This window comes from Roseovarius sp. 217 (assembly GCF_000152845.1).
Classification (GTDB): Bacteria; Pseudomonadota; Alphaproteobacteria; order Rhodobacterales; family Rhodobacteraceae; genus Roseovarius.
Genome location: NZ_CH902584.1, coordinates 2,198,847 through 2,219,136, shown reverse-complemented (window position 1 = coordinate 2,219,136; position 20,290 = coordinate 2,198,847). Strand labels below are relative to the sequence as shown.

22 protein-coding genes are annotated in these 20,290 nt (G+C 64.1%); 6 read left to right on the top strand and 16 right to left on the bottom strand.

The annotated features are described in order from the left end of the window. Positions 1–104 precede the first annotated feature (104 nt). The 8 genes from ROS217_RS10665 to denD form a co-directional block, all read right to left on the bottom strand. Positions 105–878, bottom strand: coding sequence for a hydroxypyruvate isomerase family protein (locus tag ROS217_RS10665; protein WP_009817741.1), 774 nt, complete (start codon positions 876–878; stop codon positions 105–107). Beyond that, the gene (gene otnC / locus ROS217_RS10660) at positions 878–1,522 is read right to left on the bottom strand and encodes a 3-oxo-tetronate 4-phosphate decarboxylase (protein WP_009817740.1); all 645 of its coding nucleotides are present in this window, start codon (positions 1,520–1,522) and stop codon (positions 878–880) included. Before otnC ends, ROS217_RS10665 begins: the two co-directional genes overlap by 1 nt. Beyond that, the gene (otnK, locus tag ROS217_RS10655; RefSeq protein WP_009817739.1) at positions 1,519–2,760 is read right to left on the bottom strand and encodes a 3-oxo-tetronate kinase; all 1,242 of its coding nucleotides are present in this window, start codon (positions 2,758–2,760) and stop codon (positions 1,519–1,521) included. Before otnK ends, otnC begins: the two co-directional genes overlap by 4 nt. Further along, the gene (gene ltnD / locus ROS217_RS10650; protein ID WP_009817738.1) at positions 2,760–3,650 is read right to left on the bottom strand and encodes an L-threonate dehydrogenase; all 891 of its coding nucleotides are present in this window, start codon (positions 3,648–3,650) and stop codon (positions 2,760–2,762) included. The genes otnK and ltnD overlap by 1 nt, the downstream gene beginning before the upstream one ends. Beyond that, positions 3,647–4,933 carry a TRAP transporter large permease gene (locus ROS217_RS10645; protein WP_009817737.1) on the bottom strand — a complete coding sequence of 429 codons (1,287 nt, stop codon included), beginning with the start codon at positions 4,931–4,933 and terminating at the stop codon, positions 3,647–3,649. Before ROS217_RS10645 ends, ltnD begins: the two co-directional genes overlap by 4 nt. Continuing rightward, a complete protein-coding gene (locus tag ROS217_RS10640; protein ID WP_009817736.1) occupies positions 4,930–5,430 on the bottom strand; it encodes a TRAP transporter small permease in 501 nt (166 codons plus the stop codon). The genes ROS217_RS10645 and ROS217_RS10640 overlap by 4 nt, the downstream gene beginning before the upstream one ends. Before the next feature lie 61 nt (positions 5,431–5,491). Next, positions 5,492–6,460: a TRAP transporter substrate-binding protein gene (locus ROS217_RS10635; RefSeq protein ID WP_009817735.1), complete on the bottom strand. Its 969-nt coding sequence runs from the start codon at positions 6,458–6,460 to the stop codon at positions 5,492–5,494. 57 nt (positions 6,461–6,517) lie between these two features. Continuing rightward, positions 6,518–7,501 (bottom strand): D-erythronate dehydrogenase, encoded by a 984-nt coding sequence (gene denD / locus ROS217_RS10630; RefSeq protein ID WP_009817734.1) that lies wholly within the window; start codon positions 7,499–7,501, stop codon positions 6,518–6,520. A 232-nt stretch (positions 7,502–7,733) separates the two neighbouring features. On the opposite strand from denD, the gene ROS217_RS10625 reads away from it, so the two are divergent. Beyond that, on the top strand, positions 7,734–8,759 hold the full coding sequence (locus ROS217_RS10625) for a LacI family DNA-binding transcriptional regulator (RefSeq protein ID WP_009817733.1): 1,026 nt from the start codon (positions 7,734–7,736) through the stop codon (positions 8,757–8,759). An 88-nt stretch (positions 8,760–8,847) separates the two neighbouring features. After that, positions 8,848–10,170, top strand: coding sequence for an ABC1 kinase family protein (locus ROS217_RS10620; protein ID WP_009817732.1), 1,323 nt, complete (start codon positions 8,848–8,850; stop codon positions 10,168–10,170). A gap of 21 nt (positions 10,171–10,191) precedes the next feature. Here the strand turns inward: ROS217_RS10620 and ROS217_RS10615 are convergent, their stop codons facing one another. Continuing rightward, positions 10,192–11,643, bottom strand: coding sequence for a S8 family serine peptidase (locus tag ROS217_RS10615; RefSeq protein WP_009817731.1), 1,452 nt, complete (start codon positions 11,641–11,643; stop codon positions 10,192–10,194). A gap of 105 nt (positions 11,644–11,748) precedes the next feature. Between ROS217_RS10615 and ROS217_RS10610 the strand changes: the two genes are divergently transcribed. After that, a complete protein-coding gene (locus ROS217_RS10610) occupies positions 11,749–12,294 on the top strand; it encodes an RNA polymerase sigma factor (protein WP_009817730.1) in 546 nt (181 codons plus the stop codon). Then, positions 12,284–13,030 carry a hypothetical protein gene (locus tag ROS217_RS10605; RefSeq protein WP_009817729.1) on the top strand — a complete coding sequence of 249 codons (747 nt, stop codon included), beginning with the start codon at positions 12,284–12,286 and terminating at the stop codon, positions 13,028–13,030. Before ROS217_RS10610 ends, ROS217_RS10605 begins: the two co-directional genes overlap by 11 nt. A 171-nt stretch (positions 13,031–13,201) precedes the next feature. Here ROS217_RS10605 and ROS217_RS10600 read toward each other — a convergent pair whose 3' ends face one another. Beyond that, a complete protein-coding gene (locus ROS217_RS10600) occupies positions 13,202–14,089 on the bottom strand; it encodes a LysR family transcriptional regulator (protein WP_009817728.1) in 888 nt (295 codons plus the stop codon). A gap of 125 nt (positions 14,090–14,214) precedes the next feature. Between ROS217_RS10600 and ROS217_RS10595 the strand changes: the two genes are divergently transcribed. Together ROS217_RS10595 and ROS217_RS10590 are read left to right on the top strand one after the other, a co-directional pair. Further along, a complete protein-coding gene (locus ROS217_RS10595) occupies positions 14,215–14,811 on the top strand; it encodes an amino acid synthesis family protein (RefSeq protein ID WP_009817727.1) in 597 nt (198 codons plus the stop codon). Next, entirely contained in the window at positions 14,812–15,606 is a 795-nt protein-coding gene (locus tag ROS217_RS10590; RefSeq protein ID WP_009817726.1) for an alpha/beta fold hydrolase, read from the top strand. Between the two features lie 2 nt (positions 15,607–15,608). Here ROS217_RS10590 and ROS217_RS10585 read toward each other — a convergent pair whose 3' ends face one another. The 6 genes from ROS217_RS10585 to ROS217_RS10560 form a co-directional block, all read right to left on the bottom strand. Beyond that, positions 15,609–16,124, bottom strand: coding sequence for a GNAT family N-acetyltransferase (locus tag ROS217_RS10585; protein WP_009817725.1), 516 nt, complete (start codon positions 16,122–16,124; stop codon positions 15,609–15,611). A 53-nt stretch (positions 16,125–16,177) separates the two neighbouring features. Further along, positions 16,178–17,170 carry an acryloyl-CoA reductase gene (gene acuI, locus ROS217_RS10580; RefSeq protein ID WP_009817724.1) on the bottom strand — a complete coding sequence of 331 codons (993 nt, stop codon included), beginning with the start codon at positions 17,168–17,170 and terminating at the stop codon, positions 16,178–16,180. 106 nt (positions 17,171–17,276) lie between these two features. Then, positions 17,277–18,386 carry a dimethylsulfoniopropionate demethylase gene (locus tag ROS217_RS10575; RefSeq protein ID WP_009817723.1) on the bottom strand — a complete coding sequence of 370 codons (1,110 nt, stop codon included), beginning with the start codon at positions 18,384–18,386 and terminating at the stop codon, positions 17,277–17,279. Continuing rightward, a complete protein-coding gene (locus tag ROS217_RS10570; RefSeq protein ID WP_009817722.1) occupies positions 18,383–18,898 on the bottom strand; it encodes a DinB family protein in 516 nt (171 codons plus the stop codon). Before ROS217_RS10570 ends, ROS217_RS10575 begins: the two co-directional genes overlap by 4 nt. Beyond that, the gene (locus ROS217_RS10565) at positions 18,898–19,527 is read right to left on the bottom strand and encodes a DUF1326 domain-containing protein (protein ID WP_009817721.1); all 630 of its coding nucleotides are present in this window, start codon (positions 19,525–19,527) and stop codon (positions 18,898–18,900) included. The genes ROS217_RS10570 and ROS217_RS10565 overlap by 1 nt, the downstream gene beginning before the upstream one ends. Before the next feature lie 16 nt (positions 19,528–19,543). Next, a complete protein-coding gene (locus ROS217_RS10560; RefSeq protein ID WP_009817720.1) occupies positions 19,544–20,278 on the bottom strand; it encodes a DUF2182 domain-containing protein in 735 nt (244 codons plus the stop codon). Positions 20,279–20,290 lie beyond the last annotated feature (12 nt).

Here is a 20,290-nt window from a genome sequence, read left to right as displayed (position 1 = left end):
TCCGACACCAAATAGGTTGCAGAAAATCCATGCGCCGATACGCGGACCCCGTTACATTTCATGATCTATCCGGCACCGGGTCGCTCGCGGGTCACGTCACCGGCTTACACCGCCCCGAATTGCGCCAGCCAACCCAACGTGGCCTCTGTGCCCGCGTCGCCGGGGCGGTACTCCGCGCCGAACGGCAGCGGCCAGCCCAGATCAACCATCTGCGGCAAGAGCCAGCCATAATCCACCTCGCCCCGGTCCGGTGCCCCACGATCCGGCACCCCGGCGATTTGCACATGGCCGATGATCGACTGATAGCGCGCAAACCGCCGCAGCAGATCACCCTCCATGATTTGCAAATGATAACAGTCAAACATCATCCGCAGATTATCCCGCCCCAGCGCCGCAATCACCGCCGCCGCCGCAGAGCTCGACGACAGGTGATAGCCCGGCACATCGCGGTGATTGATCGGCTCGATCAGGATCATCTGGCCCAAGGGCGCGGCCAGATCGCAGGCATAGGCCAGATTGGCGCGAAATACCGCCTCCGCCTCGGCCCCGCCATCGGTGCATCCCGCCATGACATGCACCGCCCCTGCGCCAATGGCCTGCGCATAGTCCACAGCCTGCCGGATCGCCGCGCGGGCCTCTTCCTCGCGGCCCGGCACAGCAGCCAGCCCGAAATCCCCCGCCGCCCGGTCGCCCGGCGATGTGTTCAGCCCCAGCATCGGCAGGCCGGTTTCCTCAAGCGCCGCGCACACCTCTGCTGCAGCACACTCATAAGGAAAATGACACTCCACCGCCGCAAACCCCGCCTCTGCCGCTGCGCGGATTGCCTCGGGCAAGGGCCGATCAGTAAAGAGAAACCCGAGATTGGCAGAGAAACGCATCAGTCCCAATCCACCTCGAACTTGCGCACCACCTGCGCGATCTGCCCTGCATCCAGCGCGCGCGCGCCCGTGCCGCGCAGGATGAGCGCCAGACGCGCGGTTTCCTCCAGCTCTTCCATCGCGAACACCGCCGCCTCCAGATCTTTGCCCGCCACCACCGGGCCGTGATGGGCCAAGAGCACCGCGGCACGCCGCCCCGCCAGCCCCCGGATCGCCCCGGCCATCGCCGCGTCACCGGGCACAAAAAACGGCAAGAGCGCCACTTTGCCCACCCGCATCACCGCATAGGCCGTAAACGGTGGAATGGCATTGTCAGGATCGGTATCAGGAAGGATCGAGAGGGCGACGGAATGGGTCGAATGCAGATGCACCACCGCCCCCGCACTCTGCCGCGTCTCGTAAAACGCCGCATGCAGAGGCATTTCCTTGGTTGGGGCATCCCCGGAAATCAGCCGCCCACCCGCGTCAAACCGACTCAGCCGCGCCGGATCAAGCCGCCCCATGCTGACCCCCGTCGGCGTCACCAACAGCCCGCCGTCCTCGGTCCGAACCGAAATATTGCCCGAGGCCCCACCCGTCAGCCCGCGATCAAACATCGACTTGGCCCAGAAACACAGGTCTTCGCGCAGGCGGCTTTCGGTCATGCGGAATGCTCCATCATCTGCGCCGCCGCGACAAAGAAATCCGGCCCGCCAAAATTCCCCGATTTGAGCGCAAGAACAAGGTCATGGCCCGCCCGCATCACCGGCACGCCGGGGGTAATCTCGGGGCCAATCTCCAACTGCCTCAGGCCCAGCCCCTCGACCACCGCACCCGAGGTCTCACCGCCCGCGCTGATAAGCCGGGTCACACCGCGCGCCACCAGCGCCCGCGCCAATTCCGCAAAGAGCGCCTCGATAGCCCCGGCCACCGCCACAGCACCGAACCGCGCCTGATCCTGCGCCACCTGCGCCGGATCGGCTGAGGAATAGATCATCGGAATGCCATCCTGCGCCAAGGCCCAATCCGCCAGATCACCCGGCGCAACCCTGCCCGCAATGACCTCTGCTGCGGAAATCTCCCGCGCCGGATGGCAGGCCGCGTGCCGCGCCACCTGCCCGCGCGTGGCCACGGAACAAGACCCGGAGAGGACCACGGCAGGACCGGCCTGCCCGCACCAAACTCCCGCCCGCCCCGCCAACTCCCCCCTCGCCCGGAAATTGTCCGGAAGGCCCATGGCAATGCCCGACCCGCCTGTGATCAGCGGCAATTCCGCCGCCGCATGGCCCAAGGCCACCAAATCCGCGTCGCTGATCGCATCCGCGACGATCAATCTGTGCGCCTGCGCCGCCAGTGCCGCCCGGATCGCCTCCGGCCCTTGCCGCACGACCTGCGCGCCCAGATGCCCGACCGATCCGCGCACCTGCAACCCCAGCCAGCGACGAATATCGGGATCGGTCATTGGCGTCAGCGGGTGATGCTGCATCCCGCTCTCATTCAGCAGACAATCATTCACGAAGAGATGCCCCTGATAGACCGTCCGCCCTGCCCCCGGAAAGGCCGGGCACACGATCACCTGCCGCGCACCCAAGGCTTCGGCCAAGGCCTCGGCCACCGGGCCGATATTGCCCTCAGGCGTTGAATCAAACGTGGAGCAATATTTGAACAGGAATTGCCGGCACCCCTGCGCGCGCAACCAATCAAGCGCCGCCAGCGATTGCGCCACCGCCTCCGCCACCGGGATCGAGCGAGATTTCAGCGCCACCACCCCCGCCTCGACCGGCGCATCGACTGGCGAATCCGGCACGCCCACATATTGCACCGTCCGCATCCCGGCCTTGGTCAGCGTGTTGGCCAGATCGCTCGACCCGGTGAAATCATCGCCGATACAGCCCAAAAGCATCAGCCATCCCCCGGCAATCGCAGCCCGGCGCGCGCAGCGGTATGTTTGGTAATGGCCGCATCATCCTCGCGCCCCAATCCAGCCTCCGACGCCGCGCGATACTCGCCCAACGCCGCCTCAACCAATGGCAGGTTCAGTGGCACCTTCGCGGCGATATCCCGGACGATCCCCAGATCCTTGGGCCAGATGTCGATGGCCGAGCGCGGGCTGTAATCCGCTTCGATCACATGCGGCGCGCGGTTCTCGAACATCCACGAATTGCCCGCCGACACCTTGATCACCTCCAGCACACGGGCCAGATCAAGTCCCTGAGAGGCGGCAAAACACAGCGCCTCGCCCATCGCCGCGATATGCACGCCCGCAAGCAATTGATTGACCGCCTTCATCGCCGATCCCGGCCCGGCGCAATCGCCCAAGCGATGCACGGTCTCGGCTAGTGCCGCCAAAACCCCCGCCGCGCGGTCAAACGCCTCAGCCTGCCCCGACGCCATGATTGACAGCCGCCCCTCCGCCGCCTTGACCGCCCCGCCCGAAATCGGCGCATCGAGATAAAGCAGGCCCCGACGGGTGGCCTCTTCCTCCATTTCGCGGGCAAACTCCGGCCCGACCGTGGCACAGCCAAGGATCACACCACCCGCCTGCACGCCCTTGGCCCATCCTTGCGCCCCAAAGAGCGCATCGCGCGTCTGTGCAGCATTGAGCACGACGCAAACCAGCACCTCGGCCTTGGGTGACGCAGGCTCTAACGCGCGCCCGCCCGCTTCACGCAACAACAACCGACGGCCCGCGTCCGGATCATGGCCATAAACCTCAAACCCGGCCCGCAGCGCCGATTGCGCCATGCCAAGGCCCATCGACCCCAACCCCACAAAATGCACGATACCCGTCATGGTCCCACCGAAAGAATGGTCTGCATCGGCCAGAGCGTGATGGCCGGAATATAGGTGATCAGCATGAGCGCGCCAAACACGGTCAGCACGAACCAGAAAAGATGCGGAATGACCTTTTCAATCGAGAGATTGGCCACCGCACAGGCCGCGAAGAGATTGACGCCGAGTGGCGGCGTGATCATCCCCAGCGCCAGATTGACCACAAGGATCAATCCGAAATGCACCGGATCGACCCCGTAAGACACGGCAATTGGCGCAAGGATCGGCGCGAGGACAAGGATCGCTGCCGAGGTTTCGATAAACATGCCCACCACCAGCAGCATCAGGTTCACCACCAGTAGAAAGGCAAAGCGGCTCTCGAAAATATCCTTGAACCAGGCCGCGATTTCATTGGGCAGGCCAGAGCGCGTGATGAGGAACGAAAAAAGCGCCGCCGCAGAGATGATCAGCATGATCGCCGCCGTCGCCAACACCGTCTTTTTCAAGATCTCAGGCAGGTCCACAAAGCGCAACTCGCGGTAAAATCCCATGCCCACGATCACCGCAGCGGCCACGGCGGCGGTGATCGCTTCTGTGGGCGTGAAAACGCCCGAATAGATGCCGCCCAAGATGACCACCGGCACGATCAGCGCAGGCAAGGCGGACCAGAGCGCCGGACCCACCCGAGGCCGATCTCGTCCATCCTCCAGCCCGATGCCCCGCACCCGGCACAGGATCAGCACCAGCGCCATCAGCGACCCCGCCACCAGAAACCCCGGACCAATCCCGGCAAGGAACAACTGCCCAATCGAGGTATCGGTCGACACGCCATAGAGAATGAGCGGGATCGAGGGCGGGATCAGCACGCCCAATTCGGCGGAACTCGCCTGAACCGAGGCGGCCATCGGCGCAGGATAACCATGCTTCACCATCGCCGGAATGAGGATCGCGCCAATCGCAAAGGTCGTCGCGACCGACGAACCAGAGACCGACGCGAACATCATGCAGGTCAGCACACAGGACGCGGCCAACCCCCCTTGGATACCGCCCACGATGGATTTTGCCAATTCCACCAAACGATGCGAAATGCCCCCCGCCGACATGAGATTGCCCGCCAGAATGAAAAGCGGAATCGCCATCAGCGGAAAACTGTCAATGCCCGTGAACATCCGCTGCGCCACCAAGAGAAGCGGCAAGCGGCCATTGGCCTCGATCCCGATCACCGAGGCAAGACCAATCGCCACCGCAATCGGCACCCCGGCCAAAAAGAAAATCGCAAGGGACAGCGCCAGTGCCGCGTTCATTGCAGGCCCGCCGAGAACGCAACCGCGCCCTTTTGAACCGCCCGTATCACACAGCCCAAAATTGCCAGCAGGATAAAAACCGACCCCACCGGCAGCGCCGCATAGACCCAAGCGATAGAGATTTCCAGCGCCGCCAGCTTTTGCGACATCACCCGGTCGGTCATCGCCCAGCCCTGCCAGAACAGGATGCAGAAAAACACGACCGACAATCCCATCGACACCAGATAGAGCACAAAGCCAAGCCGCGGCGGCAGCATCTTTTGCACGATCTCGACCGCGATCATCGCCCCTTCGCGAAACGCTGGTGCGACAGCCAGAAACACACACCAGATCATCGCCGATCGCGTGATCACCTCAGACCATGTCGAGGGATGCCCAAAGACAAAGCGCGTCGTCACCTGATAGAGCGCAAGACTGACCGCGATCAGCAAAAAGCCAATCGCCAACCGCAAGGCCAGTTGCGTGGTCATGGCCTCAAATCTCAGAAACAACGACATCTTTCCCCTTCCGTCAGCCCCCGGCACGTTCCCCGCGCCGGGGTCAGGTTCGTGCCCTGGATCACTCGACGGCCTTGATCCGCTCGATCATCTCGCCGCCATACTGATCCGTATAGACCGAATAAGACGCCGTTTCGGCCAGCGCCGCAAACGGAGCTTTGTCGATGTCGGTGATCACCTCCATGCCGTTTTCCCGCAAGAGCGCGACACCCGCCTCTTCCAGCCGGTTGACCTCTGCCCGCGTCGCCGCCGCCGAGGCCTTGGCCGCCTCTGCAAACCAGCCGCGCTCTTCATCGCTCAAACTGTCGAGCAGGACCGGCGAGGCCAGGACGGCTGCGGGCGAATAGACATGTCCGGTGAGGGACACATATTTTTGCACTTCCCAGAATTTCGACGCCGTGATCACCGTGATCGGGTTTTCCTGACCGTCCACGACGCCCTGCTGCAACGCGGTAAACAGTTCAGGAAAGGCCATCGGGGTCGGAGCAGCACCCATGCCCTCGAACGCCGCCATATGCACCTTGTTCTCCATCGTGCGCAGCTTGAGCCCCGCCAGATCCTCGGGCGTGCGCACGGCGCGCTGCGAGTTGGTCACATGGCGAAACCCATTCTCGGACCAGGCCAGCGCCACCAGATTATTCTTGCTTATTTCATCCAGCAATTCCTGCCCGATCTCACCATCCAGCACGGTGCGGGCATGGTCATAGTCGCGGAACAGGAACGGCAGATCGAGCGCATAGACCTGCGGCACGAAATTCCCCAAGGGGCCGGTAGAGGTGATGACCACATCCAGCGATCCGATCTGCAAGCCTTCGATCATGTCGCGCTCGCCGCCCAACTGCCCGGCAGGTGCCTGTTCGCCGGTAAAGGCGCCGCCCGACAATTCGGTCAGCGTGTCGATGAACGCCTGCGCGCCCACGCCATAATGCGAGGTGGGCGAGAGCGCGTGCCCGACCACGATATTCTGTTGCGCCTCGGCCGCTGTGACCAGTCCCAGCGCAGCAATCGCGCCCAGTGCCAGATGTTTCATGTGATCCTCCTCCTTGGGTTTCCATTGGTTCAGTCAACCGGGGCCTCCCGTGCCCCGTCAGTTCCGTGCCAGACTATCCATATACTCCTGCACAATTTCGGCAAAATCCCGGTTGGGGGCAAATCCCATGGCCTCGGCGCGCGGCGTGATGATCTGCCCCGGCCATGTGGTCACGATCCGCTCGATCGCGGCATCGGGCCGCTCTGTCACCCGCGCGGCAACCTCGGGCCCCGCCAAGGTCTCCAACGTGTCCAGCATCGCCCCCACCGTGACCGAAATACCCGGCAAGGTGACGGTGGTCTCCAGCCCCAGCTCGGCTTGCGCCAGCGCAATGGCCGTCAGCGTATAGTCCAACGCCTTGGCGGGTGAGGCCAGATGCATCCGCAGCCCGCGCCCGACCGGCAACTCCGCCGCCATCCCGGCCAACGGCTCGCGGATAATCCCGCTGGCAAAGCCCGACGCGGCGCGATTGGGCTTGCCCGCCCGCACCGCGATGGTCGGATAGCGCAACGCGCGGCCCCGGATAAACCCTTTTCGGCTGGCATCGCGCACCAGCAATTCACCCATCAGCTTTTGCGTGCCATAAGATGACAGTGGCGCGGGCTGGGTCTCCTCTGAAATCGTGTCATTGTCGGTGCAGGAAAACACCGCAACCGATGAGGAAAAGACAAACACCGGCGGCTTGCGCAGGCTACGGCAGGCGTCGATCAGGGCAATCGTCGCTTGCAAGTTGACCGCCATGCCCAGCGCGTAATCCTCTTCCGCCTGCCCCGAGACGACACCGGCCAGATGGATCACCAACTCGGGCGCATCCTCGACAATCCGCGCCAATATTTCCGCACTATCCAGCGCCCCCGGCAGGGCATGCACCCGCCGACAGGACTGCGCAAGATCACGCAACGGAGCCTCGGCAATATCGGTGGCAAGGAGGGCCGCGATCCGGCGCTCTTGCCCATCCACGATTAGGCTATCGCGCTCCGAGAGCGCGCGCACGACCCGCTGACCGATAAATCCCGCTGCTCCGGTGATCAGAATACGCACGCCAAATCCCCCTCGACCCGGACTGAACCAAGTAATGACAGCGCTGTCAATATGGTTCTGTCCGATGGCGCCCGAGGTAGAGAAGCCGCCTTGGAACTTGAACTTCTGTATCGGCAAACATGGTCCTAACCTCCCCACGCGGAACAAGACCCAAAGCGCCGCCGCGCGGCTCTGCACCCCGTCCCACGCAGATTCTCAATGACAGCGCCATCATTTTGCGCAATCTAAAGGTATGGACCCGAACCCGCCCGATCCACCGTCCCGCCGCCCGACCCTCTCGCAGGTGGCCGAGGCCGCAGGCGTGAGTGAAATCACCGCAAGCCGCGCCTTGCGGGGCCGCAGCGCTGTTGCCAAGGACACCCGCCTCAAGGTCGAAAACGCCGCGCGCGCCCTCAATTACGTGCCAAATCGTCTCGCCGGAACGCTCGCGGGCGGGGCGTCGCGTCAGGTCGCGGTAATCCTGCCCTCGCTCTCGAACATTGTCTTTGCAGATGTGCTCAAAGGGCTGGAAACCCGCCTCGAACAGGACGGATATCACCCGATCCTCGGCATTTCACATTATGATGCCGCCCGCGAAGAGCACCTCTTGCGCGACCTGCTGTCCTGGCGGCCTGCGGGCCTCGTTCTGGCTCGAACCGCCGGGAACGCGGCGACGCGCAGCCTGTTGCGCGCCGCCGAAATGCCGGTGGTTGAGGTGATGGATACTGACTCGGATGTGGCCGATATGGTTGTCGGTTTCTCGCACCGCGCCGCCGGACGGTCGATGGCGCATTACCTGATCGGGCGCGGCTATCGCCGAATTGCCTATATCGGCCATGACATATCAACCGATTTTCGCGCGTTGGCCCGGCTTGACGGCTTCAAGGACGGTCTGGCCGAAGTGGGCCTGACCCTTGCTAACACGCTCATGCTCGACGGCCCATCCTCGGTGCCACTGGGTCGGACAGGTCTGGCGCAGCTTCTCGCCACCGCGTCCCCGGCCCCGAAAGCGGTGTTCTTCTCCAATGATGACATGGCCGTCGGCGGCGTCTTTCACTGTCAGACCGCCGGGCTATCGCTTCCCGGTGACATCGCCCTTGCAGGCTTCAACGGGCTCAGCATCGGGCAAGCGCTGCCGACGCCTCTCACCACCATCGCGTCCAACCGCGAACGCATCGGCTTTGTCGCGGCAGATCACATTCTGCGCAGCCTCGCGGGCGAAACTCCGCCAAAAATCACCCGCATAGAGTTCCGTCTCGTCCCAGGTCGCACCGCCTGACCGATTGCTTCTGCCCCCGCAACAGGGTCTGGCAATCATGCGACAGCGCCCCATCTTGCCCCTCACATCGGGCTGAGGAGTGGATCAAATGGCGCGCAACGACGATCTGGACGGGTCTTACCCCGTGCCCGGTCACCGTCTTGGCCGCTTGATGCGCCTTGGTGGCATGACCACCGGTATCTTGGGCGACATGGTGGCCAGCGGAGTGCGTCAAGCAGCGCAAGGCCAGCGACCACGGCTTCCCGGACTGCTGCTGACGCCCGCCACCGCCCGGCGCGTGACCCGAGATCTGGGCCAGATGCGTGGCGCGGCGATGAAGCTGGGGCAGATGCTGTCGATGGACACGGGCCTTGTGCTGCCGCCCGAGATGACGGCGATCATGGCCGCCCTGCGCGCCGAGGCGCCGCACATGCCCCCCAAGCAGCTGCAATCAGTGCTGAATGCCGCATGGGGTACGGGCTGGTACGGGCGGTTCAAACGCTTCGATCTGCGCCCCTTCGCTGCGGCCTCGATCGGACAGGTCCACCGCGCGCAAACCCTCGATGGTCGCGATCTGGCGATCAAGGTGCAATATCCCGGCGTGCGCGCCAGCATCGACAGCGACATCGACAATCTGGCGACACTCCTGCGCGTGCCGGGCGTGGTCCCGCGCGAGATGGACCTTGGCCCGATGCTGCGCGAGGCCAAGGCGCAACTGCATCAAGAGGCCGACTACCTCTCCGAGGCCCGACACCTCACCGCTTTTCAGACGCGTCTCGCGGGTTCAGACGCGTTCCGTCTCCCTGACCTCCACACCGATCTCAGCACACCACATGTGCTGGCCATGTCCTATATCGAGAGCCAGCCCATAGACGCGCTGATCGACGCCGCCCAAGACCTGCGCGACCACATTGCACGGCATCTGATCGCTCTGACCTTGCGGGAACTCTTCGACTTTGGCCTGATGCAGACCGATCCCAACCTCGCCAATTACCGCTTTGACACGGCCTCGCGCCGCATCGTCCTTTTGGATTTTGGGGCCGTAATGGCGATTGCCCCGGATCTCACACAGGATTTTCGTGGCTTGCTCAACGCCGCGCTCGCGTGCGATGCCGCTCGCACCCGCGCCGCCATGCTCCGCATCGGCTATTTCGATGCGGCGACCTCCACCCGGCATCAGGATCTGATCCTCGAGATGTTCAACGCCGCCATGGCCCCGCTGCGCCAGAGCACACCGTTTGATTTCGGCAGCGCCGATCTTATGCAAACCCTGCGCGATATGGGGCTGGCGATGGGGTCAGAGCGCGATCTGACCCATGTGCCCCCGCCCGCGACGATGTTCCTGCACCGCAAGATTGGCGGCATGTACCTGCTCGCCACCAAACTCCGGGCCCGCGTCGCTCTGCGCCCAATGCTGGAGCGTTACCCGTGACAGCCGTAGCTCCGGGCCAATCTAATCCGCCAGAACCGGAATGATGCCGACCCGAGCCGGTTTCGGGCAGCTATTCTCGAGATTGAGCAAACCATGACCAAAGATGTCATCCGTTCCAGCCTCCCCGAGATCCACCGCGCTTTGCGCCAAGGCGGCCCGGATTTCGGCTGGGGACGAACCCGGATGCGTCTGTTGCCAGAGCGCCACAGCAGCGGTGACATAGGGGGCGGCAAAGGATGTGCCGGTTTTCCACCGCGCCCCCTTGACGGACGCAGCCGTCCAAACCTCGACCCCCGGCGCGGCAAGATGCACATGCGGACCCCGTCCAGCGCGACGATAGGGGCCCCCTGCCTTGTCCACCGCCGTGACGGCAATCACGCTGTCGTAGGCGGCAGGATAGGCGGGCGGGGCATTGGGCCCGCCATTGCCCGCCGCTGCCACCACCACAATCCCCTCTGCGCTCTCCAACTCGGCCAATGTCTGCTCCAACACCGCATTGGCTGGCCCCGTGAGACTGAGGTTGATCACCGTTGCCCCGGCCTCGACCAGATGATCAAGACCGCGCACGAGGGTAAAAGCATCGGCACGCTCATCCCCTGACGCCTTGTGAAACGCATCCACCGCGACCAGCGGCAAACCGGGCAAGAGACCCGGCGCGCGCGAGGCAGGATCGCCCACCAAAAGAGCGGCCACAGCCGTCCCATGAATGGCATCCGAGGCCGTGTAATCTTCAGGTGCCACCCGCAGGAGCGCCACTTGCGCCCCCGCAAGCACCGCGTGGTCGGTATTGATCCCGGTATCAATCATGCCGATGGTGACCGGCACGCCGCAGCCCCCCGGCCCGATATGATCAGGCCAATTGATTAAACCGCGTGCCGGGCAATGCAGCCCCTCACATGGCTCCGCGACACTCTCTGTCCCCACGGCATCCGATGCCATGTCTCCACCGGCACGGTAGTAATGATTGAAATCCGCCACCTCACCCGTGGGCAGTGCCTGAACCGCCGCACGCGCCTCTTGCAAACTGGTGTTTTCGGGCACCAAGAGCCGCTGCATGGTCAATCCAAGGCTCGCCAGATCAACGCGCTCCAAAATGCCGTAGCCCTGCGCCACAAGCGCTGCGGCGTCGTCATCGCTCAGACCACGCGCAATGATCTCACGCTCGGCTTCGGTCGGGCGGGGCGCGGCGCGCGGTGCAGGGCTTGCGCGTTGCGTTCGGCGCGGCACCTGAAGATTGAACAGCGAGCGCAAATTACGGCGGTAGTCGCGGAAACTGGTTTCCCCGACACCGATACGACCTGCACCGGACCCGCCGCCGCCATCATCCCCGTCATCCCCATCATCGCCATCTCCATCCCCGTCGCCATCGTCTGCCCAGGCCACACTGACCGGGGACAGCCCAGACACCCACGGCCCGGTCAGGACAATGAGGCCAACCAAAATCAGCACGGCGCTTGGTCGCCACTGGCTCACCTGTTTTTCTCCTCTTGTCGTCCCCACCCTACATGCCATGTTATGTAAAACGAAATAGATCAGACTTTATTCCCGACATCCCCCAGTTTCAGAGGCCACGCCACAATGTCTGACAAGTTCACCGAGGACGTCGTGGCGCTTTTGCCCGCCCTCAAGCGATTTGCGCTGTCGCTCTGCCGCCGCGGTGATCTCGCCGACGATCTCGTACAGATCACGGCCGAGCGCGCGTTTCGCGCCCGAGACCGGTTCGACACCGCGACCCATCTACAGGCTTGGCTCTTTCGCATTCTCCGCAACGCGTGGATTGACACCCTGCGACGCGACGCGACGCGCGGCGAGACCGTTGATATCCACGAAAGTCCGCAACCTGACCCTATTGACAGCGCCGCCCAGACAGATGACCGGCTGACCCTGAACGCCGTGCGCATCGCAATGGCGGACTTGCCCGAGGATCAGCGCATGGTGATGCATCTGGTTTGCATCGAAGGGTTGAGCTATGCCGAAACCGCCGCGACACTTGACATCCCTCAGGGCACCGTCATGAGCCGCCTCAGCCGCGCCCGGCTTGCCCTTGCAAAAGCCGTGGGAATAGACAGCAGCCCCAGCCGTTATCCTCAGGCAAGGGGAAGGACCAGAACCGATGCAGATTGATGACGACACACTGATGTCCCTCGCCGATGGCGAAATCACAGGCCCCAAGGCCGAGGCACTGCTTGCCCAGATTGTCACCGACAAAGCCTTGGCTGCACGCTACGCCCTCTTCGTCGAGACCGCACAATTGGCACAGCAAGCGATGCAGGACCATCCCGATGCACAGGTCTCTGAGGCGCTCATCGCGCGCGTCCGCGCCATGGGCGAGGCCAGCGCGCCGCCAGAGGCATCCAATGTGGTGCCCCTGCGCACAGCGCCAGCGCCCGCCGCGCCACCTGCATCCCGCCTGCGCTGGCAGCCGATGGCCCTCGCCGCCAGCCTCGCCCTCGCCGTTGGAATCGGCGCGGGGCTGCTGCTGTCACGCGGGGCAGAGACCCCGCTTGGCGCACCCTTCAGCACGGCCCTTAGCGAACGCCTCGACAGCCTGCCGTCGGGCAATGCGGCGCAACTCTCGGATGGCACCACCTTGACCGTGGTCTCGTCTTTCACCGATGCGGCAGGCCAGTTCTGCCGAGAATATGAGGCGACAACACCCGAGCGCGGCGGCTATGTCGCCGTCGCTTGTCGCGACGATGCCGGGTGGCAGTTGCAATTTGCCATCGCCCAGGCCGGGGAGGTAGGTGGTGACACCGGATACACCCCCGCCTCAGCTCTCGAGGCGCTTGATGCCTTCTTTACCGCCACCGGCGCAGGCCAGCCGATGACCACAGACGAAGAGCGCGCCTTTCTGAGGTAGGGGAGGCGCTGAATAAGGCTGGCATGGATCTGAAGGGCGACGTTTACTTCAAACGCGCACGCGCGGAACAAGGCGCGGAGCGCCGCCGCGCGATCGCTAGGCCGTCCCGCGGCCTAGCGATCGCGCGGCTCCCTCTTAGGAGCATTGCCAGAACCAGTCACAATTCTCCCCCTAGCCCGGAATGACAAACCTCCGATCCGGATGCTCCAGCCAATCCGCCGACCGCGCCCTCAGCGCGCCCACCAAGGGCGCGAACCACTCCCAGTTCGCCGCGGCACTGTCATTGACCACCAGCATTTTCTTGCGGGTATAGATCGGCGCCTCGCGCAACTCATAGAGCCGCCCTTCCGCCACCAAGGGTACTGCCAGCGCGCGCGGCAGATAGGCCGATCCCCCCCGCTCCAGCAGAAATTGCAATGCCCACCAAGAACTATCGAAACTCACCCGCGCAATTCCGGCATCGTGATAGGTCTCGCCATGGGCGCGGCGATAGTCCTCGCCATGATCCACGAAAATATACTTGGGATCGGCCCGGATCGAGGTCAGTTCCCGGTCGGAATAAAGTACCAATTCCTCAGGCGGCAGCGCATAGACAGTCTGATTGCCCCGCGCCGAGGCCCCGTAGGTCAGGATCACATCCACCAACCCCGCCGCCAGCCAATCCTCCAACTCGCGCCCGCTACCCTGCTGCACCGACACGGCCATATCGGGATGCCCCTGCACCACCCCGTCGAAAAACGCCCGCCCCGGCCCGTGCCACAACTCGCGGTCACAGCCAAAGGTGCAGACCGAACTGAGGCCCGCAGGCAGGCCCGTCTCATAGCGCGCCTGCCGCCAGAGCCCGGTCATGATCCGCGCATAGCGCAAGAGCTTGGTGCCCGCCGGGGTCAGCGTCGTGCCCGATTTCTGCCGATTGAGAAGCTGCTGACCCAGCTCATCCTCCAGCGATTTGAGCCGCGCCGTCACCGTCGATTGCGTGACGTTCAGCTTTTGCGAGGCGCGCACCAGATTGCCGGTGTCGACAATGGCGAGAAAGGTCTGCAAGGCGGTGATGTTCATCACGGGCTTTCAATTCGAATTTTCCGCATATTTGCAGCAAAACAATTCGTTTTCAAGAATGCTTCTTTTATGCGACTTTCCCGCAACGCGCCGTCAAGGCGCTTCAAAACACCTAGGACAGCTCCATGACCATTGACCTTCGACGCAGCCTGACCCTCGTGCAACGCACCCACAGCGAAGGCGGCAAGGCGGTGGCAGATCCGACGCTGCTGGTCGCCGCCATGGCGATCATCCGCAACCCGTGGTTCGGGCGTGGTCATGTCGAGGATCTCGGCCCGGAAATTCGCGCGCACGGCCCAGAGCTTGGACGCATGCTGACCGACATGATCCTTGAGGTCACCGGCGACCGGCTCGAAGGCTATGGCAAGGCCAGCGTCGTCGGCATGGGCGGCGAGTTGGAACATGCCATGGCCCTCACCCATACGCTGTGGTTCGGCAACCAGTTCCGCGATGCGGTCAAGGCCAAGACCTATCTCGCCTTCACCAACACGCGCGGGGCCGCCGGGGCCGCCCTGATGATCCCCCTGATGGACAAGGACGACGCCGGGCGGCGCTCGCATTATCAGACCATCCACACCGTTGTGCCGGACGCGCCCGCCGAGGATGAAATCATCCTCGCGCTTGGGGCTTCCGTCGGCGGGCATCCGCATCACCGCATCGGCAACCGCTACGAGGATCTGCGCGAAATGGGCCATGATCCTGACAATCCCGCTGGGGTCTGAATGACACTCTCCCCTGATGGCACAGCCTATGACCTGACTGGACCGGTCGAGGCCCCCGTCGTGGTGCTGATCCACGGCCTCGGTCTGTCGCGCAACAGCACATGGGGCGTGATCGCGCCGCTCTTGGCCAAACGCTTCCGCGTGCTCAGCTACGATCTGCCGGGACATGGGCAGAGCGCCCCCCATGCGGGGCCGCTCACCCTCTCGACGCTGTCACTCCAACTCCTGACCCTGATGGATCGGCTGGCCTTGCCCCGCGCGGCTCTCGTCGGCTTTTCTCTTGGCGGCATGATCAACCGGCGCGTGGCCCTCGATCACCCGGCCCGCGTCACAGCCCTCGCCATCCTCAATTCGCCCCACGAACGCGCCCCCGACCTGCAGGCGCGGGTCGAGGCACAGGCCCGCGACGCCGCCTCGGGCGGTCCGGCAGCCACCATCGACGCAGCGCTGGAGCGATGGTTCACACCCGAATTCCGCGATCACGCCCCCGATCTGGTGGATAGCATTCGCCAAACCGTGCTCGCCACCGATCCTGTCAGCTATGCGGCGCATCGGCTCGTGCTGGCAGAGGGCGTAACCGAACTGATCCAGCCCCAGCCGCCGCTAACCCTGCCCAGCTTGGTGATGACGTGTGAAAACGACAGCGGGTCCACCCCGACCATGGCCGAGGCCATCGCCGCCGAGATCACGGATAGTCAGTGCCTGATCCTGCCCGCCCTGCGTCACCTCGGATTGATCGAGGCACCCCAAGCCTTTGCGGGAAGGCTTACGCAATTCCTCAGCCTGCACGCCTGAGATCACGCCTCCTCTGGGCCCAACCACTTGAACATGACGCGCGCGTCGACCAGACCCGCTTGGGGATGGCGAAACGCCCGAGGCAAACGCCCCACCGTCTCAAATCCCAGATGCTCCCAAAGCGCAATCGCGCCCCGGTTTGTCTCGACCACGAAATTGAACTGCATTGCCAGATAGCCAAGCTCGCGCGCCTCATCCTGCGACTGCACACACATGGCGCGCGCGATGCCCTGGCCGCGCGCCGCCTCGGCCACCATATAGCCTGCGTTGCACACATGGGCCCCGCCCCCGGCCTGATTGGTCTTGAGGTAATAGGTGCCCAGAACCTCGCCACCGCGTTCGGCCACATAGGTGGCACGCGGCACCTCCATCCAGAGCGAACGCACCGCCTCACGGGTCAGACCCGCCTCGATGGCATAGGTATCACCCAACCGGATCACATCGCGCACGATAGGCCAGATCGCGGCAAAATCCGCCTCGCGCGCCAGCCTGATCGTGATACCTGCCTGTTCTGTCATACCACTCTCCCCCGCCCGCAATGGCTAGCGGGGGCGAGACGCTTTGGCAAGTCTCAGCCGTTCAGATCGACCACAACCCGGCCCTTGACCTGCCCCTTCAGAATATCCGCCCCCAAACGCGGCAGATCTGCCAAGGTGGCAGGCGTGATCATCGCCTCGAGCTTGTCCATCGGCAGATCTCGCGCGATCCGCTCCCAGGCCCGCAGCCGGTTCGCATAGGGCTGCATCACGCTGTCGATCCCCAAGAGATTGACGCCGCGCAACAGGAACGGAATGACCGTCGCAGGCAGGCCCGCGCCCCCCGCCAACCCCACGGCGGCAACACTTGCGCCATATTTCATCTGGCCGAGAACCCGCGCCAGCATCGCGCCACCCACGGCATCGACGCAACCCGTCCAGTTCTCGCTCTCGAGCGGTCGCTTGACCGTCTCGGCCAGTTCCTCACGCGGCACGATGCGGCTTGCCCCCAGCCCACGCAGATAGCCCTCCTGCTCAGGCCGACCGGTCACAGCGGCCACCTCATGCCCCAGATGCGCCAGAATGGCCGTGGCCACCGATCCCACGCCGCCCGCAGCCCCCGTGACCAGCACCTCGCCATGCCCCGGCACCAGCCCATGATCCTCCAGCGCCATCACCGCCAGCATCGCGGTAAAGCCAGCGGTGCCCACCGCCATCGCCGCCCGCGTATCCAGCCCCTCGGGCAAGGGCACCAGCCAGTCGGCGCGCACCCGCGCCTTTTGCGAATAGCCGCCCCAATGCGCCTCGCCGACGCGCCAGCCGGTCAAAACCACCTTGTCACCGGGCTTGTAGCGCGCATCATCGCTCGCCTCGACCGTGCCCGCAAAATCAATTCCCGGCACATGCGGATAGGACCGCACCAGACCGCCGCCCGGCCCGATGCAGAGCCCGTCCTTGTAATTCACCGTGGAATATTCGACCGCCACCGTCACCTCGGCGTCCGGCAAATCGTCCAACGTCAAGGTCTTCACCGCAGCGGATGTCTTCCCGCTCTCTGCGTCTTTCTCGACGACCAATGCCTTGAACATTTCATTCTCCTTCTGTCATGCAGGCGTTACGCCCCGCTTCATCTGGCCCAAAATACTTCGGGGGGACGCCCGGTACGGGCGGCGGGGGCAGCGCCCCCATCCCCTCTCAGGCCCAGAACTTCTCTCGAACCCGTGCGGCGCGCGGCCCCTCCGGGGTCTCAACCGTCACCTCTGTCCCGGCATCCCAATGCGTCATTCGCACCATTGCGATCGCCACATTCACCCCGAAATCCGGCGACCACGTTGCCGAACTGACCCGGCCCACGCGCTTGCCTCCCGCCATCACCGGCCACCACCGGTCACAACGTGGCACAGCCGCTCCTTCGATCTCCAGCGCACGGATTTGCTGCACCGGCCCTTCCTTGGCCACCCGTAGCAGGGCATCCCGCCCGATACACCCAATCGCCGTATGGGTGTTGCAGAACTTGCCCAATCCGCATTCATGCGGCGTGTTGTCGTCGGTCATGTCATTGCCATAGCTCAGCAATCCGCCCTCGATCCGCTCGATCAGATTGGGGCATCCGGCATGGACATCCATGCCCTTCCCGGCCTCCATCAGCGCATGCCAGAGCGGCATACCGATATCGCCGCCCTCGACATAGATCTCGAACCCGCCCTGCTTGGAATAGCCCGAACGCGCGATCACCATATCGCGGCCCTGAAAATCGAAATGCCCAAACCGGAAAAAGCGCAGGTCGCGCACCGCATCGCCAAAAACCGCCGCCATCAGATCATCGGCGCGCGGGCCCTGCACCGCCAGCGGGCTCACGTCCGGCTCATCCACCAACACATCCAACCGCCATCCATGTGCCGTGGCCCGGATCCAATAGAGCAGGTCCGAATCCGCAATCGAAATCCACCAGCGATCTTCGGCCAGCTTGACCGCCACCGGATCGTTGAGCATGCCGCCCGTCTCATCGACGATGGGCACATAATAGCACTGCCCGGCCGTCATCCCCCGCAAATCGCGGGGCGTCAGCATCTGCATCAACTTTGCCGCATCCGGGCCGCGCAATTCCACCTGCCGCTCGCAGGCCACGTCCCAGACCTGCACCGCGTCTTTCAGGTGGCGATAATCTTCCTCAACCGAACGGAACACCGTGGGCAAGAGCATGTGGTTATAGACCGTATAGGCCTTGACCCCCGCCGCTTCGACCCCTTCGGAAAAAGGCGTGCGACGCAACCGGCGTGACAGGGACAAAAGGGGTGCGCTCATAAAGCCTCCTCAGGCATGAAAACAAGATCGGTGACCGGGGCGGGCAGGCCCGCGCGCGTCAGCATCGCATGGACCTGCCCTCGGTGGTGGGTCTGATGGTTAAAGAAATGGGTAACGCACATCGCCCTCGGGCGGCTGACCTCTACGCCCTTGACGGCGGAAAACCATGTCAGATCGCCGGTAAGGTCAAGGCTGTGCAGGCCCCGCGCCCAGAGCCGGAGCGCCCCATCGGTGGCGAACCGCTCCGCGCCCCACGCCGCCCCCGTCGGCGTGAGTGTCGTGCTCTCGGCCATTCTGCCCTCCGGCGCCGCGACCTTGGCCCCGAACCGATGCAGCCAGAGCCGGTCCGCCCAGAGAACATGATTGAGCGTGCCCAAGATCGAGCCAAAGAAAGCCCCGTGATCCTCGGTCAGCACCGTGCGGCTCACGCCATCCACGGCCCGCATGATCTGCGCGTTCTGCCAGGCATTATAGCGCGCCATCAGGCGCACATGATCCGCCGCCAGCAGCATCAGCGCGGGCCTTTCCAATCAATCTGGCAGATTTCCGCGCTGCGCCCGTCGAAATCCCACACCCGGCCAAAGGCGCGTACGCGGCCCTTGGTGGCGGTGGCGACGGTGATGTCGGGGCCCATCCAGTATTCGGTGTTGGTGACGACGATATCCTCGCCCTTGTGGCCCGGCACCGGCACCACTTCGCCTTGGATCATCTTGCCCACCATCAGGCGGCGTGCATTGCCCTCGGTCTCGAAAATGACCGGCGCGCGCTCAGCGCCCAGAAACTCGCTGACCAGCACCCCAAAGAGACCGGTCGTGCCGCGCGCCTTGCCGGAAAAGATATTGACCAGCGCCTCGTACCCGGCCTCGCTCGCGCGCTCGTCGATAAAGGCCGCCGCCTTCCAGTTGCCGCGCGCCATCAGACCGGGGATTTCCAGCATCAGACCGACGTTGAGGCCGCTCAGGTCCTCGTCGCCATAGTGACCCTCGTCGATGCGCACGCCCGACCACGCCTGACAATATCCCTCGGTGGGCGCATGTTTGCCCAATGAGACCACGCAGGGGCAGAATACCGTGCAGTTGCAGTTGAGGATCAACTCCCCCTTGATCGCCCAGGGCACAGTGCCCAACGTATCCAAAGCCATTTTCCAGCCTCCTCTTTCAGATTGACGTGAACAGAACCCAGACCGACGCCGCCATCAGCCCGGCCCCCAAGGGCCGTGTCAGATAGCGCCCGAGATCGGGAAGTTTTTCCAGAACCATGATCACCGTCGCCAACCCCATGAAGGCGAGGTTCATCACCCCCCCAACAAAGGCCAGCGCCATCAGCGCCCAGCAACACCCAAGGCACACAAGGCCCAACCGCACCCCGTTGCGCCACGCGCCCTCATCCCAATGCTGCATGAAGAACGACAGCGGGCGGCGGCATTTCGACAGGCACGCCTCCTTGGCCGGGCTGAACTGATAGGCCCCGGCCACGGCCAGCAGCCCCGCCGACAAGACGCCAGAGCGGCTATCGCCGAACGCCGTCAGCAACCCCGCCTGAAACAGCGCCATTTGTGCCCCCGCCGCAAGGATCGAAAACCCCAGCCAAACGCCCAGATACCCCGCCACCAACGCGCCAAACCGCGTTTCGCCAGTGTGGCTCAACTCTTCGTAAGTGGCGAATGCGGGCAGCGCCGTGGGGGCCATCATCGCCGCCGACATCAGCGCCCACATGAGGGCAATCCGTCCAAATCCGGCGGCATCGGGCGTCACGATGCACAGGCTTTGCAGGAAATCCGCCCCGTAAATCACCGCCCCGTCGCGCAAATCCTGCGGCAGCGCCATGGCATAAAGCAGCCCCCAGGCCCCCAGAATGAGACCGAACAGCACCAGCCAGTGCCCTCCCCCCATCCGCCTGACCCG

Excerpts from the sequence above, each read along its gene's own strand:
- ROS217_RS10665 (WP_009817741.1), bottom strand. The coding sequence starts at position 878 with ATGCGTTTCTCTGCCAATCTCGGGTTTCTCTTTACTGATCGGCCCTTG.
- otnC (WP_009817740.1), bottom strand. The coding sequence starts at position 1,522 with ATGACCGAAAGCCGCCTGCGCGAAGACCTGTGTTTCTGGGCCAAGTCG.
- otnK (WP_009817739.1), bottom strand. The coding sequence starts at position 2,760 with ATGCTTTTGGGCTGTATCGGCGATGATTTCACCGGGTCGAGCGATCTG.
- ltnD (WP_009817738.1), bottom strand. The coding sequence starts at position 3,650 with ATGACGGGTATCGTGCATTTTGTGGGGTTGGGGTCGATGGGCCTTGGC.
- ROS217_RS10645 (WP_009817737.1), bottom strand. The coding sequence starts at position 4,933 with ATGAACGCGGCACTGGCGCTGTCCCTTGCGATTTTCTTTTTGGCCGGG.
- ROS217_RS10640 (WP_009817736.1), bottom strand. The coding sequence starts at position 5,430 with ATGTCGTTGTTTCTGAGATTTGAGGCCATGACCACGCAACTGGCCTTG.
- ROS217_RS10635 (WP_009817735.1), bottom strand. The coding sequence starts at position 6,460 with ATGAAACATCTGGCACTGGGCGCGATTGCTGCGCTGGGACTGGTCACA.
- ROS217_RS10625 (WP_009817733.1), top strand. The coding sequence starts at position 7,734 with ATGGACCCGAACCCGCCCGATCCACCGTCCCGCCGCCCGACCCTCTCG.
- ROS217_RS10620 (WP_009817732.1), top strand. The coding sequence starts at position 8,848 with ATGGCGCGCAACGACGATCTGGACGGGTCTTACCCCGTGCCCGGTCAC.
- ROS217_RS10610 (WP_009817730.1), top strand. The coding sequence starts at position 11,749 with ATGTCTGACAAGTTCACCGAGGACGTCGTGGCGCTTTTGCCCGCCCTC.
- ROS217_RS10605 (WP_009817729.1), top strand. The coding sequence starts at position 12,284 with ATGCAGATTGATGACGACACACTGATGTCCCTCGCCGATGGCGAAATC.
- ROS217_RS10600 (WP_009817728.1), bottom strand. The coding sequence starts at position 14,089 with ATGAACATCACCGCCTTGCAGACCTTTCTCGCCATTGTCGACACCGGC.
- ROS217_RS10595 (WP_009817727.1), top strand. The coding sequence starts at position 14,215 with ATGACCATTGACCTTCGACGCAGCCTGACCCTCGTGCAACGCACCCAC.
- ROS217_RS10590 (WP_009817726.1), top strand. The coding sequence starts at position 14,812 with ATGACACTCTCCCCTGATGGCACAGCCTATGACCTGACTGGACCGGTC.
- ROS217_RS10585 (WP_009817725.1), bottom strand. The coding sequence starts at position 16,124 with ATGACAGAACAGGCAGGTATCACGATCAGGCTGGCGCGCGAGGCGGAT.
- acuI (WP_009817724.1), bottom strand. The coding sequence starts at position 17,170 with ATGTTCAAGGCATTGGTCGTCGAGAAAGACGCAGAGAGCGGGAAGACA.
- ROS217_RS10575 (WP_009817723.1), bottom strand. The coding sequence starts at position 18,386 with ATGAGCGCACCCCTTTTGTCCCTGTCACGCCGGTTGCGTCGCACGCCT.
- ROS217_RS10570 (WP_009817722.1), bottom strand. The coding sequence starts at position 18,898 with ATGCTGCTGGCGGCGGATCATGTGCGCCTGATGGCGCGCTATAATGCC.
- ROS217_RS10565 (WP_009817721.1), bottom strand. The coding sequence starts at position 19,527 with ATGGCTTTGGATACGTTGGGCACTGTGCCCTGGGCGATCAAGGGGGAG.
- ROS217_RS10560 (WP_009817720.1), bottom strand. The coding sequence starts at position 20,278 with ATGGGGGGAGGGCACTGGCTGGTGCTGTTCGGTCTCATTCTGGGGGCC.